Below are 15,892 nucleotides of genomic sequence, written 5' to 3'. Positions count from 1 at the left end.
ATTTACGATTTACGAATTACGATTTCACGAATGCAGTCTGGCGCGGGAGCGCCTCATCCAGTCGTGAATCGTAATTCGTAAATCGTGATTTCATTCTATTTTCTCCCCGCATTCGAGCATGGCGGAGCCGAAGAAGGGATTGCGAAGGCCGGGGGATTCGGGGCGCTGCACCCAGCGGCCGGTGCCGAGGACGGGCGTCATCGGGCACTGATAAATGGTGACGAGGCCGCTGTGGTGCAGGTGCGCGGCGCGGGCGAGATCGGCCAGCGCGGTGCTGAAGACCTCGTAGGCGGCGCGGGCCTCGGCGAGGGTGGGGCCGGGTTTCAGGCCGGAAGTGAATTGGGCCAGCGGACCGTTTTTCGCGTCGGGCGCGGTGTCGATGTAGGAGGCGAGGGCGGTGTGGAGCGCGGGAAGGAGCTGCCGGTAGCGGGCGAGGTCGTCGGCCGCGAGCGCGGCAGAGGCGTCGGCGGAGGCGAGCACGAGCGGAGTGAGCGCGCTGATGTCGGCGGCGGACGCATGCGCGGCGTGTCCGCCAGCGTCGTCGTCTTTGGAATTTTTTTGGGATTTGGGATTTGTTTCCTGGGATTTGCCGCCATCGGCGGCCGCGGCGCTTTGCGCGAGCTGGGCCTGGCCGTCGATGAGGAGCGCGCCCTGGGTGACGACGCGGTCGCCTTCGCGCAGGCCGGAGAGGACGGCGTAGTGGGTGTCGCCCGCAGAGCCGAGTTTCACGGGGCGGGGTTCGTAAGCGCCGCCGGTCTTGTCGAGGTAAACGACGGGCTCGGCGCGGGTGAAGACCACCGCGGTGCGCGGCACGAGGAGCGTGTCGGGCGAGGAAAGGCGCACGAGGCCGTAGGCGGTCTGGCGATGGAGGAAGCGGCGGGCGGTGTTGTCGAGGACGACGCGCACGCGGGCGGCGCGGGTGGCGGGATCGAGATTGGGATCGATGAAGTCGATGGGCGCGGTGAAGACCTCGCCGGGTAGTGATGGCGTGGATACATCGACAGGCTGGCCGGCGCGCAGCCAGGGGAGGTCGGCCTCGTAGGCGTCGAACACAAACCAGAGATGCGAGAAGTCGCCGATTTCGAAGAGCTGGTCGTTGGTCTGCACCCACTGGCCTTCGTAGGCGTGGCGGGTGATGATGGTGCCGGCGGCGGGGGCGTGCAGCGTGAAGACGGCCGAGGGTTGCAGGCTGCGCTCGAGGGCGACGACATCGGGCTCGGCAAGGCCGAGGGAAAGGAGGCGCTCGCGGGCGTCGGCCAGCTCCGAGGCGGTGAACGCGATGGCGCCGGCGCGCAGGCGCTCGACATACTGGCGCTGCGCGCTGAGCATTTCGGGGCTGTAGAGCGTGACGAGCGGCGCGCCGGGCGCGACGGCGGCGCCGATGGTGTTGATGTGAAGCTTTTCGATGCGGCCGGGGAGTTGTGCGCTGAGGACGCGGTGAAGGGTCTCGTCGTCGTCGAGCACGCCGGTGACGCGGAGCGTACGCGCGAGCGGGCCGCGCGTGACGGGCGAGGTCTCCACGCCGATGACCGCGGCGGTCGCGGGCGTGAGCGTGACGAGGCCGCTGCCGCCGGAGTCGAAGCCCTCCTCGCCTTCGTAAACGGGAGCGAGATCCATGCCGCAAATGGTGCATTTCCCGGGGCGGTCGGATTTGATCCACGGGTGCATCGGCGACTGGTAGAACTTGATTTTGCGCGCGGCGGCGGTCGCGGAGGAGGCGGCGTGCGAGGGCGCGGTCCTGAGGGCGATGAAATAACCCGCGGAGCCGGCGGCGAGGGCGGTGAGGAGGAGGATGAGGGCGACGGTTTTGGCGGAGGCGGACATGGCTGCGGTGGTGGTGGCGCGGTGGATTCTATTTATCAATCGTCCCCAGTCTCGTTCTCGAAACACCTCGAAAACGAAAGGAGATTTTCTAGAAATTGATTTTCAATACAAGGTAGGGAGGACTCCCTGCCTTTCGGGTTTCGTGCTATTTCTTCGCCTCGTCCAGTTTCTTGAGGTAGCCGGCGGGATCTTTTTCGAAGGCGGGCAGGCAGCCCTTGCAGCAGAAATAAACGGTGCGGTCGGGCTGGCCCTCGGCCTTGTGGATGTGCGCATAGGGCTTGCCCATTTCGCCGAGTTTGCCGCCGCGGACAACGCAGGTGTCGAGCGGGTAGTCGGCAGGCACGCCTTCAACGGCGGCTGGCCGGGGCGCGGCGCAACAATCGCCGCCGGAGGCAGCGAAGCCGGCGGGCGCGGCGGCGAGGAACAAAGCGGCGAGTGCGAGCGTGATGGATGTTTTCATGCGACAAGGTGATACGCTCCGCCTGGCGAAAACCCTTGGGAAATTTACGAATTACGATGGACGATTTACGATTGAAGGCGCTGCCGCGCCGTTTGTTTCCCCGACACGTCCGCCTCCGGCGCAGCCGCGCCCAAATCGTAAATCGTCCATCGTAATTCGTAAATTCCCCTCGTTGACCTTGGGGCCTTGGTGGTTTTTGTTGGCCGCTTATGTCCGATTGTCCCAGTTTCTTCTCTTTCCGGCCGCATCCGGCGGCATGGCTGCTTGCGCGATGAAAAAATCCTCCTCAATCAAAACAACAATCACGGGCGGGCGGGGTGCGAAAACGGGGCGGTCAAAGGTCCGGACGAAAGCGGCGCGGGGCGGGGCGATGTATCTGCACCAGGCCGCCGACGGCCCGGCGCCGAGGATCGCCCGCGGCTACGACGCGGCGTTCAAGCCCGACGCGGCGTATCGCGCGTCGCTGCCGGACTTGATGGGCGCGGGCGGGCCGATCGAGGGCGCGGCGGTGGGCATCCAGCAGGTCGGCGTGTCCAATTTCCGGCTGCCGCTGCGCTTCGCGGCGCGGCGCGGCGGGCCCGTGACGCTGGAGGCGTCGGTGAGCGGGAGCGTGTCGCTCGACGCGCACCTGAAGGGCATCAACATGAGCCGCGTGGTGCGCTCGTTCTACGAGCATCAGGATCAGGTGTGCACCCCGGAGCTGCTGGAGCGGATTTTGAAAAAATACCTGCGCGCGGTCGGCTCGCGGGAAGCGCGGCTGCGCGTGGCGTTTTCGTTTCCGCTGCGGCAGGAAAGCCTGCGCAGCGGGCTGGAGGGCTGGCAGTATTACCGCGTGGTGTTCGAGGCGTCGCTGTCGGCGGGGACAAAGGCGCGGCGCTTCGTGGAGTTCGATTTTGTCTATTCCTCGGCCTGCCCGTGCTCGGCGGAGCTGGCGGAGCACGCGCGCGACCGGCGCGGCGTGTATGCGGTGGGGCACAGCCAGCGCTCGAAGGCGCGCCTGCGCGTGGAACTCGCGCCGGGGCGGCGGCTCGCGGTGGAAGATTTGCACGCGCACTGCCGGGCGGCGCTGCGCACGGAGACACAGGTGATGGTGAAGCGCGAGGACGAGCAGGCGTTTGCCGAGCTCAACGGCGCGCATCTGAAATTCGTCGAGGACGCGGCGCGGCTGGTTTACGCGCGGCTCGACGCCGACGCGCGCATCCGGGATTTCCGCGTGGTGTGCGCGCATTTCGAGTCGCTGCACTCGCACGACGCGGTGAGCGTGATCTGCAAGGGCGCGCCCGGCGGCATGACGGCCGAATTCATGGAGTTCGAAACACTGGCGGGGTGAGGCGGCGTCCATGCACGAGGATGGAAACCGGCGCGGTGTCACGCAGCGCATCCGCCACGGCGGCAGGGGCTGGGAGTTGCGGGAAACATCGCGCGCTTCCGCCGGTTACGCGCCGCACGTGCATGACACGTTTTCGCTCGGGCAGATCCTTGGCGGCCGCAGCCGTTGTCTGATCGGCGGGAGGACGCGGCGCATCGCCGCGGGCGCGTGCGTGTGGGTGCGCGCGGGCGAGGTCCACGCGTGCAATCCCCGGCCCGGCGCGCCGTGGAGTTACCGCATGCTGCACATCGACCTGGCCTGGCTGTGCGCGCAAGGCGTGTCCGAACCGCATTCCGGTGTGTCGGCCAGCCGCGCGCTCTGGCTCGATTACGAGGCGCTCGCGCGTCGCGTTTTCGAGGATGCGCCGCGCGCGGAAACCGAGGCGGCGATGCTGCGGCTGGTGCGCCGGCTCGCGCCGGAGTGGGACCGGACTGACAAGCCCGGGCGCGCGGAGCCGGATGACCCCGCCGCGTTGCGTCGCGTGCGCGAATACATCGAGGCGCATGCGTGCGAAACCCTCGCGCTCGACGAACTGGCCGTGCTTGCGGGGACGACGCCGTGGCGGTTGCTGCGTGATTTCCAGCGGCACCACGGCATCACGCCGCACGCGCTTCAACTCTGCCTGCGCGCCAATCGCGCGCGCCGCTGGCTGCGCGAAGGCATGACGCCCTGCGATGCGGCGCTCGCCGCGGGTTTCGCCGACCAGAGCCATCTCACGCGCATGTTCAAACGCTACGTCGCACTCACGCCGGGCGCGTATCGCCGGGCGCTGACGAGGTGAGAAGAATGAAGAGAAAAGAACTCCGGAGCGAGGAGATGCTTTGATTTGTATCTCGTGGGGACGGGATCGCATCGAGGAGGGGCGGCCGGGCTGCAATTTCGTTCAAGACGCGGATGCTACGCTGGGCGGCGTGCAAACCTTTCTGCTCATCGCCGGCGCGCACTTCCTCGCACTCATCAGCCCCGGGCAGGATTTTTTCCTGCTCGTGCGGACCGCGCTGCGCAACGGGTTTGGCGTCGGCGCCCGCGCGGCGTCGGGCATCGCTGCCGCCAATGCCGTCTGGATCGCGCTCGCGCTCTGGGGCGTGAGCCATGTTCGCGGCTGGGAGAACATCATGTTCTGGCTCAAGACCGGCGGCGCGCTGTTTTTGATTTATCTGGGCTGGCGCTTTTTGCGCGCGAAACCAGTCGATGCGTCGCGATTGGACGGCTCAACCGAGGAAGAGTCCGGCGCGATTGGGCGCACGGGCGCGCATGGGCCCGCCGGCGGTTTTGCGAAGCCGAAGCCATTTCTGATCGGGTTGGCCTCGGGGCTGGGGAATCCGAAAAACGGGCTGTTCTACACGGGTTTGTTTTCGCTCGGCGTGGAAGCGGGCGCGTCGTGGTTCGTCCAGATTGGCTACGGCGCCTGGATGGTTTCGGTGGTATTGGTTTGGGATTTGCTGATCGCGCGACTGATCTCGCACCCGGGCGTGAGGAGCCGTCTTCCGCGCTGGCAGCATCGCGTGGAACAGGTCGCAGGCGGGCTGCTTGTCGCGATAGGCGTGGGATTGCTGGCGCGGTGAGGTTTGGCGGGAAGATCTCTGTGCGGTCCTTTTGGGATTTGCGCAGCGCAGGCATCCTGCCTGCCGTCGAAACCGGAGGCGCGAAGCGCTGCTGACTTTTTTCTTTTTCCTGAAAAATGCCACGCTTCGCGTGACAAGTTGGAGACGGCAGGCAGAATGCCTGCGCTACGGCGCTGTCGCGTTTCCGGGAACCCCGCGCCCTGCGAACACAAAAAACCTCAATATCGGATCGGCGCCCACGCCGTGATGAACGCGATTTATTTTGCCGTGCGTTCAGCGGCTCCGGCCTCGTAGCGCGCGATCCACGCGCGGTGCCAGCCGGCGTAGTCGCCGGCCTCGATGTGCGCGCGGGCCTGCGCCATGAGGTCGAGGAAGAAATGCAGGTTGTGCATCGAGAGGAGCGTGCCGCCGAGCATCTCGTTGGTCGTGGCGAGGTGGCGCAGATAGGCGCGCGAGAAGCGCGCGGTGTAGTTGTCCAGACCCTCGCAAATCGGGCGCGGGTCGGCGCGGTATTTTTCGTTGCGCAGGTTGATGGGGCCGTCGGGCGTGAAGGCGAGGCCGTTGCGCGCGACGCGCGTGGGCATCACGCAGTCGAACATGTCCACGCCGAGCGCGATCATTTTCAGCATCTGCGGCGGCGTGCCGAGGCCCATGGTGTAGCGCGGCTTGTCCGCGGGAAGAAACGGCGTGGTCGCGCCGACCTGCTTGAGCATTTCCGGCTCGGGTTCGCCGACGCTCACGCCGCCGACGGCGTAGCCGGGAAAATCGAGCGCGGCCAGCGACTCGGCGGCCTCGCGGCGGAGGTCGTCGAAGGTGGAGCCCTGCGCGATGGCGAACACATGGTGCCCGGCGGCGAGGAAGCCGCTGTCGGCGGCGATGTCGCGGCATTGCTTCGCCCAGCGGAGGCTGCGCCCGACGGCGCGCGCGCAGGCGTCGCGTTCGCAGGGCCAGGGCGGGCATTCGTCGATGACCATGGCGATGTCGCTGCCGAGGTTTTGCTGGATGGCCATGACCTCGCGCGGGCCGAGAAAAAGCTTCGCGCCGTCCACATGCGACTGGAAGGCGATGCCGTCCTCGCGGATGTCGCGCAGCTTCGCGAGGCTGAAAACCTGAAAACCTCCGCTGTCGGTGAGGATGGGGCCGTCCCAGCCCATGAATGTGTGCAGGCCGCCCAAGTCGCGGATGAGCTCGCTGGTCGGGCGGAGGTTGAGGTGGTAGGTGTTGCCGAGGATGATCTGCGCGCCGATCTCGCGGAGCTGCGCGGGCGTGACCGCCTTCACCGTGCCCTGCGTGCCGACGGGCATGAAGATGGGGGTCTCGATGACGCCGTGCCGCGTGCGGAGGCGTCCGCGCCGCGCGGCGGTGCCGCCGGCGGTATCGGTGGCGAGGAGTTGGAAGTGGTCGGGCATGGGAAATTACGAATTACGATGGACGATTTACGAACGGGAGCTGTCGCGCCGTGGTGATTTTGCAAGCGCACGGCCGCGCGCAATCGCAATGCGTTGCGCGGCGATGACGGGATCGCGGACCAGGGCGTTGAGTTGTTTGCGCGTTTCCGCCCACGCTTCGCCGCGCATCCAGCCCGCGTGCGTTTCCACCAATTCCCGCAGCGGCACCAGCACAAAAGCGCGCCGCCACATGCGCGGGTGGGGCAGGATGAGCTGCGGGGTAGAGCGGGTTTCACCCTCGTAAAGCAGCAGATCCAGGTCGAGCGTGCGCGGGCCGCGTGGGCGCGACGGATTGCGCGCGCGGCCGAACTGGCTTTCGATTTCTTGCAGGCGGGACAGCAGTGCTTCGGGCGCGAGGGTGGTTTCGATTCCGGCGGCGAGGTTCAGAAACGCGGGCTGGTCGAGGACATCCACAGGGGCGGTTTTGTAGATGGGGGACGATTCGGCGCGCGCGATTCCAGGCGTGCGCGCCAAAACCGCCATCGCGGCGCGCAGGGTTTCCGCGCGATCGCCGAGATTCGAGCCGGCGCTGATAAAGGCCTGACGGGTGGCGCTCATTGCCGTTCGCGGCGAATCCGCACGAGCAGACCAGCGAAGGCGAAATCGACGGGCGGATGCGTTTTGCATACCTCGACCTCCACGGCGCGCACGGCGGGGAAACGCGTGAGCAGCGCGGAGGCGATGGCCTCCGCCAGCGTCTCGGCGAGTTTGCGCGGCGGACCTTCCATCACGGCGCGCACCGCCGCATGGATGTCGCGGTAGTCGATGCTCCGGTCCAGTTCGTCGCTCCGGCCCGCGTCGGCGAGCGGCAGTTCGAGCCGCGCCGTGACCTCCCAGGGCTGCGGCTGTTTTTGCTCCGATGCCAGCACGCCGTGACAGGCGTTGAAGCGCATGCGGGAAAGTGTGAGCGAATCGTGCATGGGAAGGGGGCGGGGCCGCTTCGCGGCCAGTTTAAGTTGGAAGTTTAAGTTGAAATTGAAAAGTGCGGCGCGCGGGGAAGCAGGATGATGGTTTGAACTTAAACTTAAACTTTCAACTTAAACTGAAGGCGAAGCCTTCCGCCATGCCAGCCCGGAGCGGATGGCGTCGGCCATGCGGAGAAAGGGCTGCATATCGGCGACGTCGTGGACACGCACCATGCGCGCGCCCTGCTGCACGCCCCACACGAGCGTGGCGGCGGTGCCCGCGCCGCGCTGCGCCGGTATCGGCTCGTCCAACACGCGCCCGATGGTCGATTTGCGCGACGTGCCGAGCAGCACGGGATGGCCAAGCGCGGCGATGCGGCCGAGATGCCTGAGCACCTCCAGGTTTTCGGCGGCGTCCTTGGCGAAGCCGAAGCCGGGATCGAGCCAGATCTGGTTTTCCGCCACGCCCGCCGCGCGCGTCATGGCGATGCTGGCGCGGAGGTCGAGCAGCACATCCGGCCAGAAGCCGGTGTAGTCGCGTCCCGACATGCGGTTGTGCATCAGGATGACGGGACAGCGCGCTTCGGCCATCACGCGGGCCATGGGCGAAATCGGTGGCGTGGCCGCGGCTGCGGGGGTGCCGGTGCTGTTGGGATTGCCAGGTTTCTCGCTTCGCTCGGAAGGGATTGTCGGGCTTCTCGCTTCGCTCGGAAGGGATTTGGGATTTGCACCGGCATTGCCGGTGCCGGCTTCGCGCCATGCCCGCCAGGCGGCGGCATCCATGCCGGACATGCCGCCCCAGATGTCATTGATAATGTCGGCCCCGGCACGGATCGCAGCGCGGGCAACGGCCGCCCGATGGGTGTCGATGGAGATGGGCGTTGCCGGGAAGGCCTTGCGCAGCGCCTCGATCACAGGCAGGACGCGCTCTTGCTCCTCGGCCTCGCCGACCGGCATGTGGCCGGGCCGGGTGGATTCGCCGCCGACATCGAGCAGGTCGGCGCCCTCCCCGAGCAGCATGCCGGCGCGATCAACCACCGCCTGGGTGGAGTGAAATTGCCCGCCGTCGGAAAACGAGTCGGGGGTCACGTTCAGGACCGCCATGACCAGCGTGCGCAAGCCCGCCGGGTCGATGCCCGTCGGCAGCGGACGTCCGTGCGGGCTTTGCCAATCGAGCGGGGTGGGGGAGGTGATGGATGCTGGCGCTGATGAGGGAGGACTCATGAAGAAAAATGTTCGGGCGGCGGTTTGCCGCATTGGCTCGCATGTCGGGGCGGCGGACGCAAGCCCGCGCGGAGGCTCGCCGCGCTGGCCGCTTGACCCTGGGACTGAAAACGCAAAATGTCCGGACGTGCTCCTCGTCATCGACAACTTCGACTCGTTTACTTACAACCTCGTCCAGTATTTCGGGCAGCTCGGCGTGGAGCAGCGCGTGTTTCGCAACAACGAAATCACGCCGGCGGAGGCGCTTGCGCTGAATCCCGATCGGGTGCTGCTTTCGCCCGGTCCGTGCTCGCCGAGCGAGGCGGGGGTCACGCTCGACATCATCGCGGCCTTTGCGGGGAAGAAACCGCTGTTCGGCGTCTGCCTCGGGCACCAGTCGATCGGCCAGTATTTTGGCGGGCGGGTGGTGCGCGCGGAGCGCCTGATGCACGGGAAAACCTCGCCCATCCTGCACAAGGACACCGATGTGTTCCGGGGACTGCCGCAGGGGTTTCCGGCGACGCGTTATCATTCGCTGCTGGTCGAGCGGGCGACGCTGCCCGACTGCCTCGAAATCACTGCGGAGACCGCCGAAGGGGAGATCATGGGCCTGCGCCACAAGACGCTTCCGATCTGGGGCGTGCAATTCCACCCCGAATCCATCGCCACCGAAGGAGGGATGAGGATGCTGGAAAATTTTTTGGCGCTGAATTGAATCTATTGCCATTCAAAATGATGGACATGGGACTGCATTAGTTTGATGGGTATGGGCTTAAATGGTATTTCCATAGGTGAGCGGAGTGACTGAGCCACTCCGAACCGAAGTTCGGAGTGACCGGCAGGCCGATTGGCACGAGCGCGCCCTCTATGTTTCAATCCGCACTCCGAACCGAAGTTCGGAGTGACGCGCCGGGGATTGCGTAAATCCATACCGCTCCGCCTGTTTCAATCCGCACTCCGAACCGAAGTTCGGAGTGACCGCGCTGTTCGTGCATTCTGATTGTGCTCTATTGGTTTCAATCCGCACTCCGAACCGAAGTTCGGAGTGACCCGTCGCGCTCGATGCTGGCCTCGAACTCCTCCGAGTTTCAATCCGCACTCCGAACCGAAGTTCGGAGTGACGCGGGGGCGCACAGTGCCGCCCGTGACCTTGTGGTTTCAATCCGCACTCCGAACCGAAGTTCGGAGTGACGGGTATGCACCACCCGGCGCGATCGTTTTTAGAAGGTTTCAATCCGCACTCCGAACCGAAGTTCGGAGTGACCGATCCGCAGGATTGGTTCCATCTTGTGCCGAAAGTTTCAATCCGCACTCCGAACCGAAGTTCGGAGTGACCGCATGATGTTGGCCTGCATCAGCACGAGCTTCTGGTTTCAATCCGCACTCCGAACCGAAGTTCGGAGTGACCCTCGCTCACGCGCAAGGTGAGCGCGCTCAATAAATGTTTCAATCCGCACTCCGAACCGAAGTTCGGAGTGACTTTTCAAGGCGCTTCATGTAGAAGCGTGGGATGGTTTCAATCCGCACTCCGAACCGAAGTTCGGAGTGACACGTCCATCGTATCACTCGCACATTTATCGATGCGTTTCAATCCGCACTCCGAACCGAAGTTCGGAGTGACACGCAGATGTCGCAATCGCAGAGCCTAAACCTATGTTTCAATCCGCACTCCGAACCGAAGTTCGGAGTGACCTGGAAGTCAGGGATAGAGGCGACGTCAATGAACGTTTCAATCCGCACTCCGAACCGAAGTTCGGAGTGACCATGGACACAACGCATAGCCCATTCACGTCGCTTGTTTCAATCCGCACTCCGAACCGAAGTTCGGAGTGACAACGGGCGGCCTCCGAAGCATTGAAAGCAGAGGTGTTTCAATCCGCACTCCGAACCGAAGTTCGGAGTGACAGTCATGAAGGGAAGCCTCGTGAACACAGCGCATGTTTCAATCCGCACTCCGAACCGAAGTTCGGAGTGACATGAGGTGCTCCCCGGAGACACTCTTACACTTCAAGTTTCAATCCGCACTCCGAACCGAAGTTCGGAGTGACTCGCAGAACCCAAACCTATAGCAAGTGCAGGGATAGTTTCAATCCGCACTCCGAACCGAAGTTCGGAGTGACCCGACCCAGTGAGGATATATCCATCAAGGGTGGAGTTTCAATCCGCACTCCGAACCGAAGTTCGGAGTGACCGAGCATCACGCTCCATCAACCGCTGCAACTGCACGTTTCAATCCGCACTCCGAACCGAAGTTCGGAGTGACCCCATCCCACGCTTCTACATGAAGCGACTTCAAGTTTCAATCCGCACTCCGAACCGAAGTTCGGAGTGACATGAGCTACCTCGACCCGCTGCTGACCTTCAGCCGGTTTCAATCCGCACTCCGAACCGAAGTTCGGAGTGACAGAGGATATCATACCACCAGCGCCGACCTGGTCGTTTCAATCCGCACTCCGAACCGAAGTTCGGAGTGACACCTCTTGTTTGCCTTGGCCTCAGAAGGGGCCGGTTTCAATCCGCACTCCGAACCGAAGTTCGGAGTGACACAATCAGGGACTCTTTAGCAGTCTCAGAATTCAAGTTTCAATCCGCACTCCGAACCGAAGTTCGGAGTGACAGTTTGGGCTCTCCGAGGGCGTTAAGATAACGCCAGTTTCAATCCGCACTCCGAACCGAAGTTCGGAGTGACCAACCATTGCTTCGATAAGCGAATAAGTGATACGTTTCAATCCGCACTCCGAACCGAAGTTCGGAGTGACGCTGAACCGAGAGAGCAGAGGAAGTGACACCGGAGTTTCAATCCGCACTCCGAACCGAAGTTCGGAGTGACGCTGAACCGAGAGAGCAGAGGAAGTGACACCGGAGTTTCAATCCGCACTCCGAACCGAAGTTCGGAGTGACGCGGAACCGAGACCGATAGCGAGTGCAGGGATGGTTTCAATCCGCACTCCGAACCGAAGTTCGGAGTGACGGGGAGGGATTGGTCTAGTTTCTTTTTCGTATACATGTTTCAATCCGCACTCCGAACCGAAGTTCGGAGTGACAATGGTATCGAGGGGAAGGGTTTCGGTGACGGGGTTTCAATCCGCACTCCGAACCGAAGTTCGGAGTGACGAGGGATTGGTCTAGTTTCTTTTTCGTATACATGTTTCAATCCGCACTCCGAACCGAAGTTCGGAGTGACATCCGAAAATGATAAGGTGGTAATGAGGTCGAAGTTTCAATCCGCACTCCGAACCGAAGTTCGGAGTGACAAGACTTGGTGACCGTATTCGCAGCAAGACCAGAGTTTCAATCCGCACTCCGAACCGAAGTTCGGAGTGACCCCCGAGGAAGGAGACGGTAAGTAAACTTCGTAGAGTTTCAATCCGCACTCCGAACCGAAGTTCGGAGTGACACAGAGGAGCGGCATAAGAAAGAGCCCGCCCTTGTGTTTCAATCCGCACTCCGAACCGAAGTTCGGAGTGACTACCTACGCGCCGCAGTGGCTCGATGGCGGTATTGTTTCAATCCGCACTCCGAACCGAAGTTCGGAGTGACGTGTCTTCCGTCACCCCGTCTTCGTGTATGTATGTGTTTCAATCCGCACTCCGAACCGAAGTTCGGAGTGACCCATCGAGCCACTGCGGCGCGTAGGTAACATCAATGTTTCAATCCGCACTCCGAACCGAAGTTCGGAGTGACTCTCGATTTGATCCGACGAGCTTTGAGTTCTGAGTTTCAATCCGCACTCCGAACCGAAGTTCGGAGTGACCAGCGGTATTCGACATATTTGCAGCCCAGCGCCGGTTTCAATCCGCACTCCGAACCGAAGTTCGGAGTGACTTCTGTGGGCCGCTTCCTATACTTGACATATATAGTTTCAATCCGCACTCCGAACCGAAGTTCGGAGTGACTCGTTATCCACGCATCGACTGCCGCGTCTTTCTCGTTTCAATCCGCACTCCGAACCGAAGTTCGGAGTGACGGCGCATAGATTTTGCCTCTATATGCCAAGAAGTTACTTGGTGGGTTCTGCGAATCTTGCCAAGAAGCAAAAAGACAATGACCGCATCTTGTCTTCCATACGTCTTACTTGGCTGAAATTTATCAAGTTACAATCCTTGCGAACGTGTGCGTGATCCGGGGAGGCATTGCTTTCGCACGCCATATCGCCTCGCCCCTTTCGCCGCGGTCACAATGCCAGCGTGTCCTCGACCAGATTCGCCGGTCGCCCGGCACCAAAATGCTCTATGCGGGTTTTGCTCGTCTGGTCGATAAAATACACCCGCAACGAATCCCGCGCGGGATCGATTTCGTCCAGCAGCCGAGCCCGCAATGCGACCCACTCTGTCTGGCCAAGCTGCATCTCGAAGACCGATTTTTGCACACGCGTCCCGTAAGAGGTGCACGCCTTGGCCACGCGCCTCAAACGTCGCGCGCCCGCCTTCTCGTCGGTCATGGAAACATCATACGTGATGAGCAAAAACATAGGCGGAAACAGTTTCGTTGAAAGCAGCCTTCCCTGTCAGGTAAACAGGTGGGGAATATATTCGGTTTTTTCCCGCAAGGCCCGGGCCAACACGCGCGCTTGGATAAAAGGCAACTGTCCATAGCGCACTTTTTCCTTGAACAGCGGATGTGCCGTTTCCTCGCGTTTGCGGGTCTGGTAGGTGCCGACCAGCGTTTTCCTCGCCGCCTCGGTGAGTTCCACGGCCCCGCCTTCGCGAAAGGCAAAATCCTTGGAGCCCAGTTCGCCTCGATTCAACAGCGTGATGGCCTGCCGCTCCGCCCAGGGACGAAATTCCTCCATCAGGTCGAGCGCCAGTGATTCACGGCCAGAGCGATCCGCATGCAAATAGCCGACGAATGGATCGAGTCCCGTCGCAGTCAGCGCCGAGACACAATCATGGCGCAGCAACGCATAAAGAAACGACAGCACGCAATTCACCGTATCGCGCGGCGGACGGCGGTTCCGTCCGTCCACCGGAAATTTCTGCCTGACTTGGGGGCGCAGGTGTTTCCCGAACACCTCGAAGTGGAGCGCCGCAGCCTGCCCTTCGATCCCGCGTGCGGCATCCGTGTCTGCCGTCGCCGGGAGTTGCCGCAGCAGACGTATCAAAATGTCGGATACGGAACGCAGGGCGCCGGCATCCGCGGTTTCGGCGGCATCGCGCGCGCTGCGGTTGAGGAGCCAGCGGGTATTGTGGATTTTTCCCGCGATAAACGACCGCGCGATTTCCGCCGTGCGAACCAGGTCGGAGGCCGCGGCGTGCTGGATACGCCGGAGGTGGACCGATCCTTGCGGGATGCCTTCAACGCGGGCCTCAAGGCGCCCCCATTCGGTGAAATAACAAACGCTGGCTCCGTTTTCCCAGCAAAGCCGCATCGCGGCCGGCGACACATATATGTCGGGGCCGAACACGAGCAGCGATTCGCAATTGTGGATGGGAAGCGAGAGCTTGAGCTGGCGGTCCTGCTCGATGCGGAGCGCAAGTCCATCCCGATAAACGGAGAGCTTGGGCGTGAGGAGATAGAGGGTGTTTTGGAGGAGCTGGGACAAGGCGGAAACGTCGGAAGCAGTTACGGAGAATGAATGAAAAATTACAAATCAGAAGGCGTAGTCTCGCGGTTCGTAGAGATGGCGAAACGGTGGTTTGACCGAAGCCTCGGGCAGGCAGATTTCGTGCAGGGAACAACCCTCGCATTGCGGACGCAACTCGGCGGGAGGCATTTCCCCGGCCTCGATCAACCCCCGCAGGGCGGTGATCGTTTCGCGTGTCTTGATGCGCAAGGGTTCGTCGAAGCAAACGTCGCGGCGTTTTTGCGAGGACGCATGATAAATAGAGCCGGTCTCGATGCCCAACCCGAACATCTCTTCGAGGCAAAAAGCCTGGGCGCAAAGCTGGGCTTCGTCGTTGTCGAAACGCCGCTTCGGTCCCTTCTTGTATTCGACAGGGCGGATTTCGGTAATGGATTCGCCACCGAGTGCATGGCGGACTTCCACCAAGTCGGCTTTTCCTGAAAGGCCGAGCCGGTCGGAATAAAGCGGCAGCGCACGGAGCAGAGTCCACCCCGCGCGTTGCTCATATCCGGGAAAATCGACATGCTCGTGCGCCTGGTCGCCGAGTAGGGTGTGCTCGTTTTCACCGCGCAGCCCTTCAATGAATTTCAATCCTGCCCGTCGCGGACAGTAGAGATAATCGTTGAGGGCGCTGAGAGAAATCTGGGCTGATGAGCCCATTGCAAGGTCAGAGTTTTTCGATGATTTCCACCCCGGAGGGAAGGTTGTCGCGATTGATGGTCACGATGTAGTCGGAGAAGGACCGTGCAGCTTTCCCGGCGGCGGCAAGTTCGGGTTTCAGGGAAACCTGGACACGGTCGAAGAGCTTGTGCGCGGGCGCGTTGCCGAGGAGACTGGCGTGTTTGAAAACAATGAGCTTTTGCGGGGCCATTGTGCCGCGGCTGGCAGAGCGGTCGTGGTCGAACATGAGCGAGAGGGCGCGCCAGAGGAGTTCGAGGTCGTCATCACTGAATCCAGTCTCGTTGGCGAGGTTGGCGCTGATGAAACCGTGGCAACGATAGAGTCCGTAGGGGATGATGTTTTTGCGGCCCATGGTCTGGTTGGGCGCGTCGGCTTCCTTTGCCTCGGTGACAGCCATGCGGGTGACGCTGAGGTCGAGCGGAAGGATGGAATCGATGCTGCGCGAAAAGCTGAGTTGCACAGGGCCGCGAACCTGGCCGGCGTTGGGGCCGGTGGACATGACCGCGCCAAAGGTGCGCACGTCATAAAAACGGCGGCACATCTCGACGCGGGCTTTGCCAACCTGCTCGCGGGTGGCTTTTTTCTTTTCGGATTTCGGATCGATGTCGTGGCCGAGCGCTTTATGGGCCTCGCCAATCTTGTCGTTCAGCACGGAGCCTTGCTGAACAAAAATGTCGTAGCCGTCGGCGCCCGCTTTTTCGAGCAGGGCGTAGTTGCGGATTTTGCGTTTCAGACAGACATCGGAAACGAGGCCGTGCATGTCCTGCGGGTCGATGCGCGGGGAGTTGGCAGCATCGGGGTCTCCGTTGGGATTGCCGTCTTTGCAGTCGAAGAGATAAACGAAGTCGTAGCGGTTGTTCATGGCGTATTTATA

General features: G+C 62.4%; 14 protein-coding genes and 1 CRISPR repeat array. Of the genes, 4 read left to right on the top strand and 10 right to left on the bottom strand.

All coding sequences use genetic code 11. The features are described from left to right. Nucleotides 1–90: 90 nt before the first annotated feature. Entirely contained in the window at nucleotides 91–1,824 is a 1,734-nt protein-coding gene (locus OH491_RS09730) for an efflux RND transporter periplasmic adaptor subunit (RefSeq protein WP_068771580.1), read from the bottom strand. Between the two features lie 145 nt (nucleotides 1,825–1,969). Beyond that, a complete protein-coding gene (locus tag OH491_RS09725) occupies nucleotides 1,970–2,284 on the bottom strand; it encodes a hypothetical protein (protein ID WP_068771581.1) in 315 nt (104 codons plus the stop codon). A gap of 370 nt (nucleotides 2,285–2,654) precedes the next feature. Between OH491_RS09725 and folE2 the strand changes: the two genes are divergently transcribed. The 3 genes from folE2 to OH491_RS09710 all read left to right on the top strand — a co-directional run bounded on the left by folE2 (nucleotide 2,655) and on the right by OH491_RS09710 (nucleotide 5,218). Continuing rightward, entirely contained in the window at nucleotides 2,655–3,614 is a 960-nt protein-coding gene (gene folE2, locus OH491_RS09720; protein ID WP_068771680.1) for a GTP cyclohydrolase FolE2, read from the top strand. A 10-nt stretch (nucleotides 3,615–3,624) separates the two neighbouring features. Then, complete coding sequence (locus OH491_RS09715) at nucleotides 3,625–4,434, top strand: AraC family transcriptional regulator (RefSeq protein WP_068771582.1); 810 nt, start codon at nucleotides 3,625–3,627, stop codon at nucleotides 4,432–4,434. A 130-nt stretch (nucleotides 4,435–4,564) separates the two neighbouring features. After that, the gene (locus OH491_RS09710) at nucleotides 4,565–5,218 is read left to right on the top strand and encodes a LysE family translocator (protein WP_334319499.1); all 654 of its coding nucleotides are present in this window, start codon (nucleotides 4,565–4,567) and stop codon (nucleotides 5,216–5,218) included. Nucleotides 5,219–5,475: 257 nt separating this feature from the next. Here the strand turns inward: OH491_RS09710 and tgt are convergent, their stop codons facing one another. From tgt to OH491_RS09690, 4 genes are all read right to left on the bottom strand, one after another. Next, nucleotides 5,476–6,627, bottom strand: coding sequence for a tRNA guanosine(34) transglycosylase Tgt (tgt, locus tag OH491_RS09705; RefSeq protein WP_068771583.1), 1,152 nt, complete (start codon nucleotides 6,625–6,627; stop codon nucleotides 5,476–5,478). Between the two features lie 27 nt (nucleotides 6,628–6,654). Continuing rightward, nucleotides 6,655–7,224, bottom strand: a complete 570-nt coding sequence (gene folK / locus OH491_RS09700; RefSeq protein ID WP_068771584.1) for a 2-amino-4-hydroxy-6-hydroxymethyldihydropteridine diphosphokinase — start codon at nucleotides 7,222–7,224, stop codon at nucleotides 6,655–6,657. Then, on the bottom strand, nucleotides 7,221–7,586 hold the full coding sequence (gene folB, locus OH491_RS09695) for a dihydroneopterin aldolase (protein WP_068771585.1): 366 nt from the start codon (nucleotides 7,584–7,586) through the stop codon (nucleotides 7,221–7,223). The genes folK and folB overlap by 4 nt, the downstream gene beginning before the upstream one ends. A gap of 117 nt (nucleotides 7,587–7,703) precedes the next feature. Beyond that, entirely contained in the window at nucleotides 7,704–8,795 is a 1,092-nt protein-coding gene (locus tag OH491_RS09690) for a dihydropteroate synthase (protein ID WP_068771586.1), read from the bottom strand. 127 nt (nucleotides 8,796–8,922) lie between these two features. On the opposite strand from OH491_RS09690, the gene OH491_RS09685 reads away from it, so the two are divergent. Then, nucleotides 8,923–9,489 (top strand): anthranilate synthase component II, encoded by a 567-nt coding sequence (locus tag OH491_RS09685; RefSeq protein ID WP_068771587.1) that lies wholly within the window; start codon nucleotides 8,923–8,925, stop codon nucleotides 9,487–9,489. A gap of 154 nt (nucleotides 9,490–9,643) precedes the next feature. After that, nucleotides 9,644–12,741: direct repeats of the CRISPR family, unit length 37 nt; unit sequence GTTTCAATCCGCACTCCGAACCGAAGTTCGGAGTGAC. 207 nt (nucleotides 12,742–12,948) lie between these two features. Here the strand turns inward: OH491_RS09685 and cas2 are convergent. The 4 genes from cas2 to cas7c are packed head-to-tail and all read right to left on the bottom strand — an operon-like array spanning nucleotide 12,949 to nucleotide 15,880. Continuing rightward, on the bottom strand, nucleotides 12,949–13,245 hold the full coding sequence (gene cas2 / locus OH491_RS09680) for a CRISPR-associated endonuclease Cas2 (RefSeq protein ID WP_068771588.1): 297 nt from the start codon (nucleotides 13,243–13,245) through the stop codon (nucleotides 12,949–12,951). A 36-nt stretch (nucleotides 13,246–13,281) separates the two neighbouring features. After that, complete coding sequence (cas1c, locus tag OH491_RS09675) at nucleotides 13,282–14,316, bottom strand: type I-C CRISPR-associated endonuclease Cas1c (RefSeq protein WP_068771589.1); 1,035 nt, start codon at nucleotides 14,314–14,316, stop codon at nucleotides 13,282–13,284. Between the two features lie 48 nt (nucleotides 14,317–14,364). Next, nucleotides 14,365–14,997, bottom strand: a complete 633-nt coding sequence (gene cas4, locus OH491_RS09670; protein WP_068771590.1) for a CRISPR-associated protein Cas4 — start codon at nucleotides 14,995–14,997, stop codon at nucleotides 14,365–14,367. A gap of 7 nt (nucleotides 14,998–15,004) precedes the next feature. Next, nucleotides 15,005–15,880: a type I-C CRISPR-associated protein Cas7/Csd2 gene (gene cas7c, locus OH491_RS09665; protein WP_068771591.1), complete on the bottom strand. Its 876-nt coding sequence runs from the start codon at nucleotides 15,878–15,880 to the stop codon at nucleotides 15,005–15,007. Nucleotides 15,881–15,892 lie beyond the last annotated feature (12 nt).

This window comes from Termitidicoccus mucosus, from assembly GCF_038725785.1.
GTDB classification, from domain to species: Bacteria; Verrucomicrobiota; Verrucomicrobiia; order Opitutales; family Opitutaceae; genus Termitidicoccus; species Termitidicoccus mucosus.
Note: the sequence above shows the minus strand (reverse complement) of the source record. Positions and strands in the feature narration are given on the sequence as shown.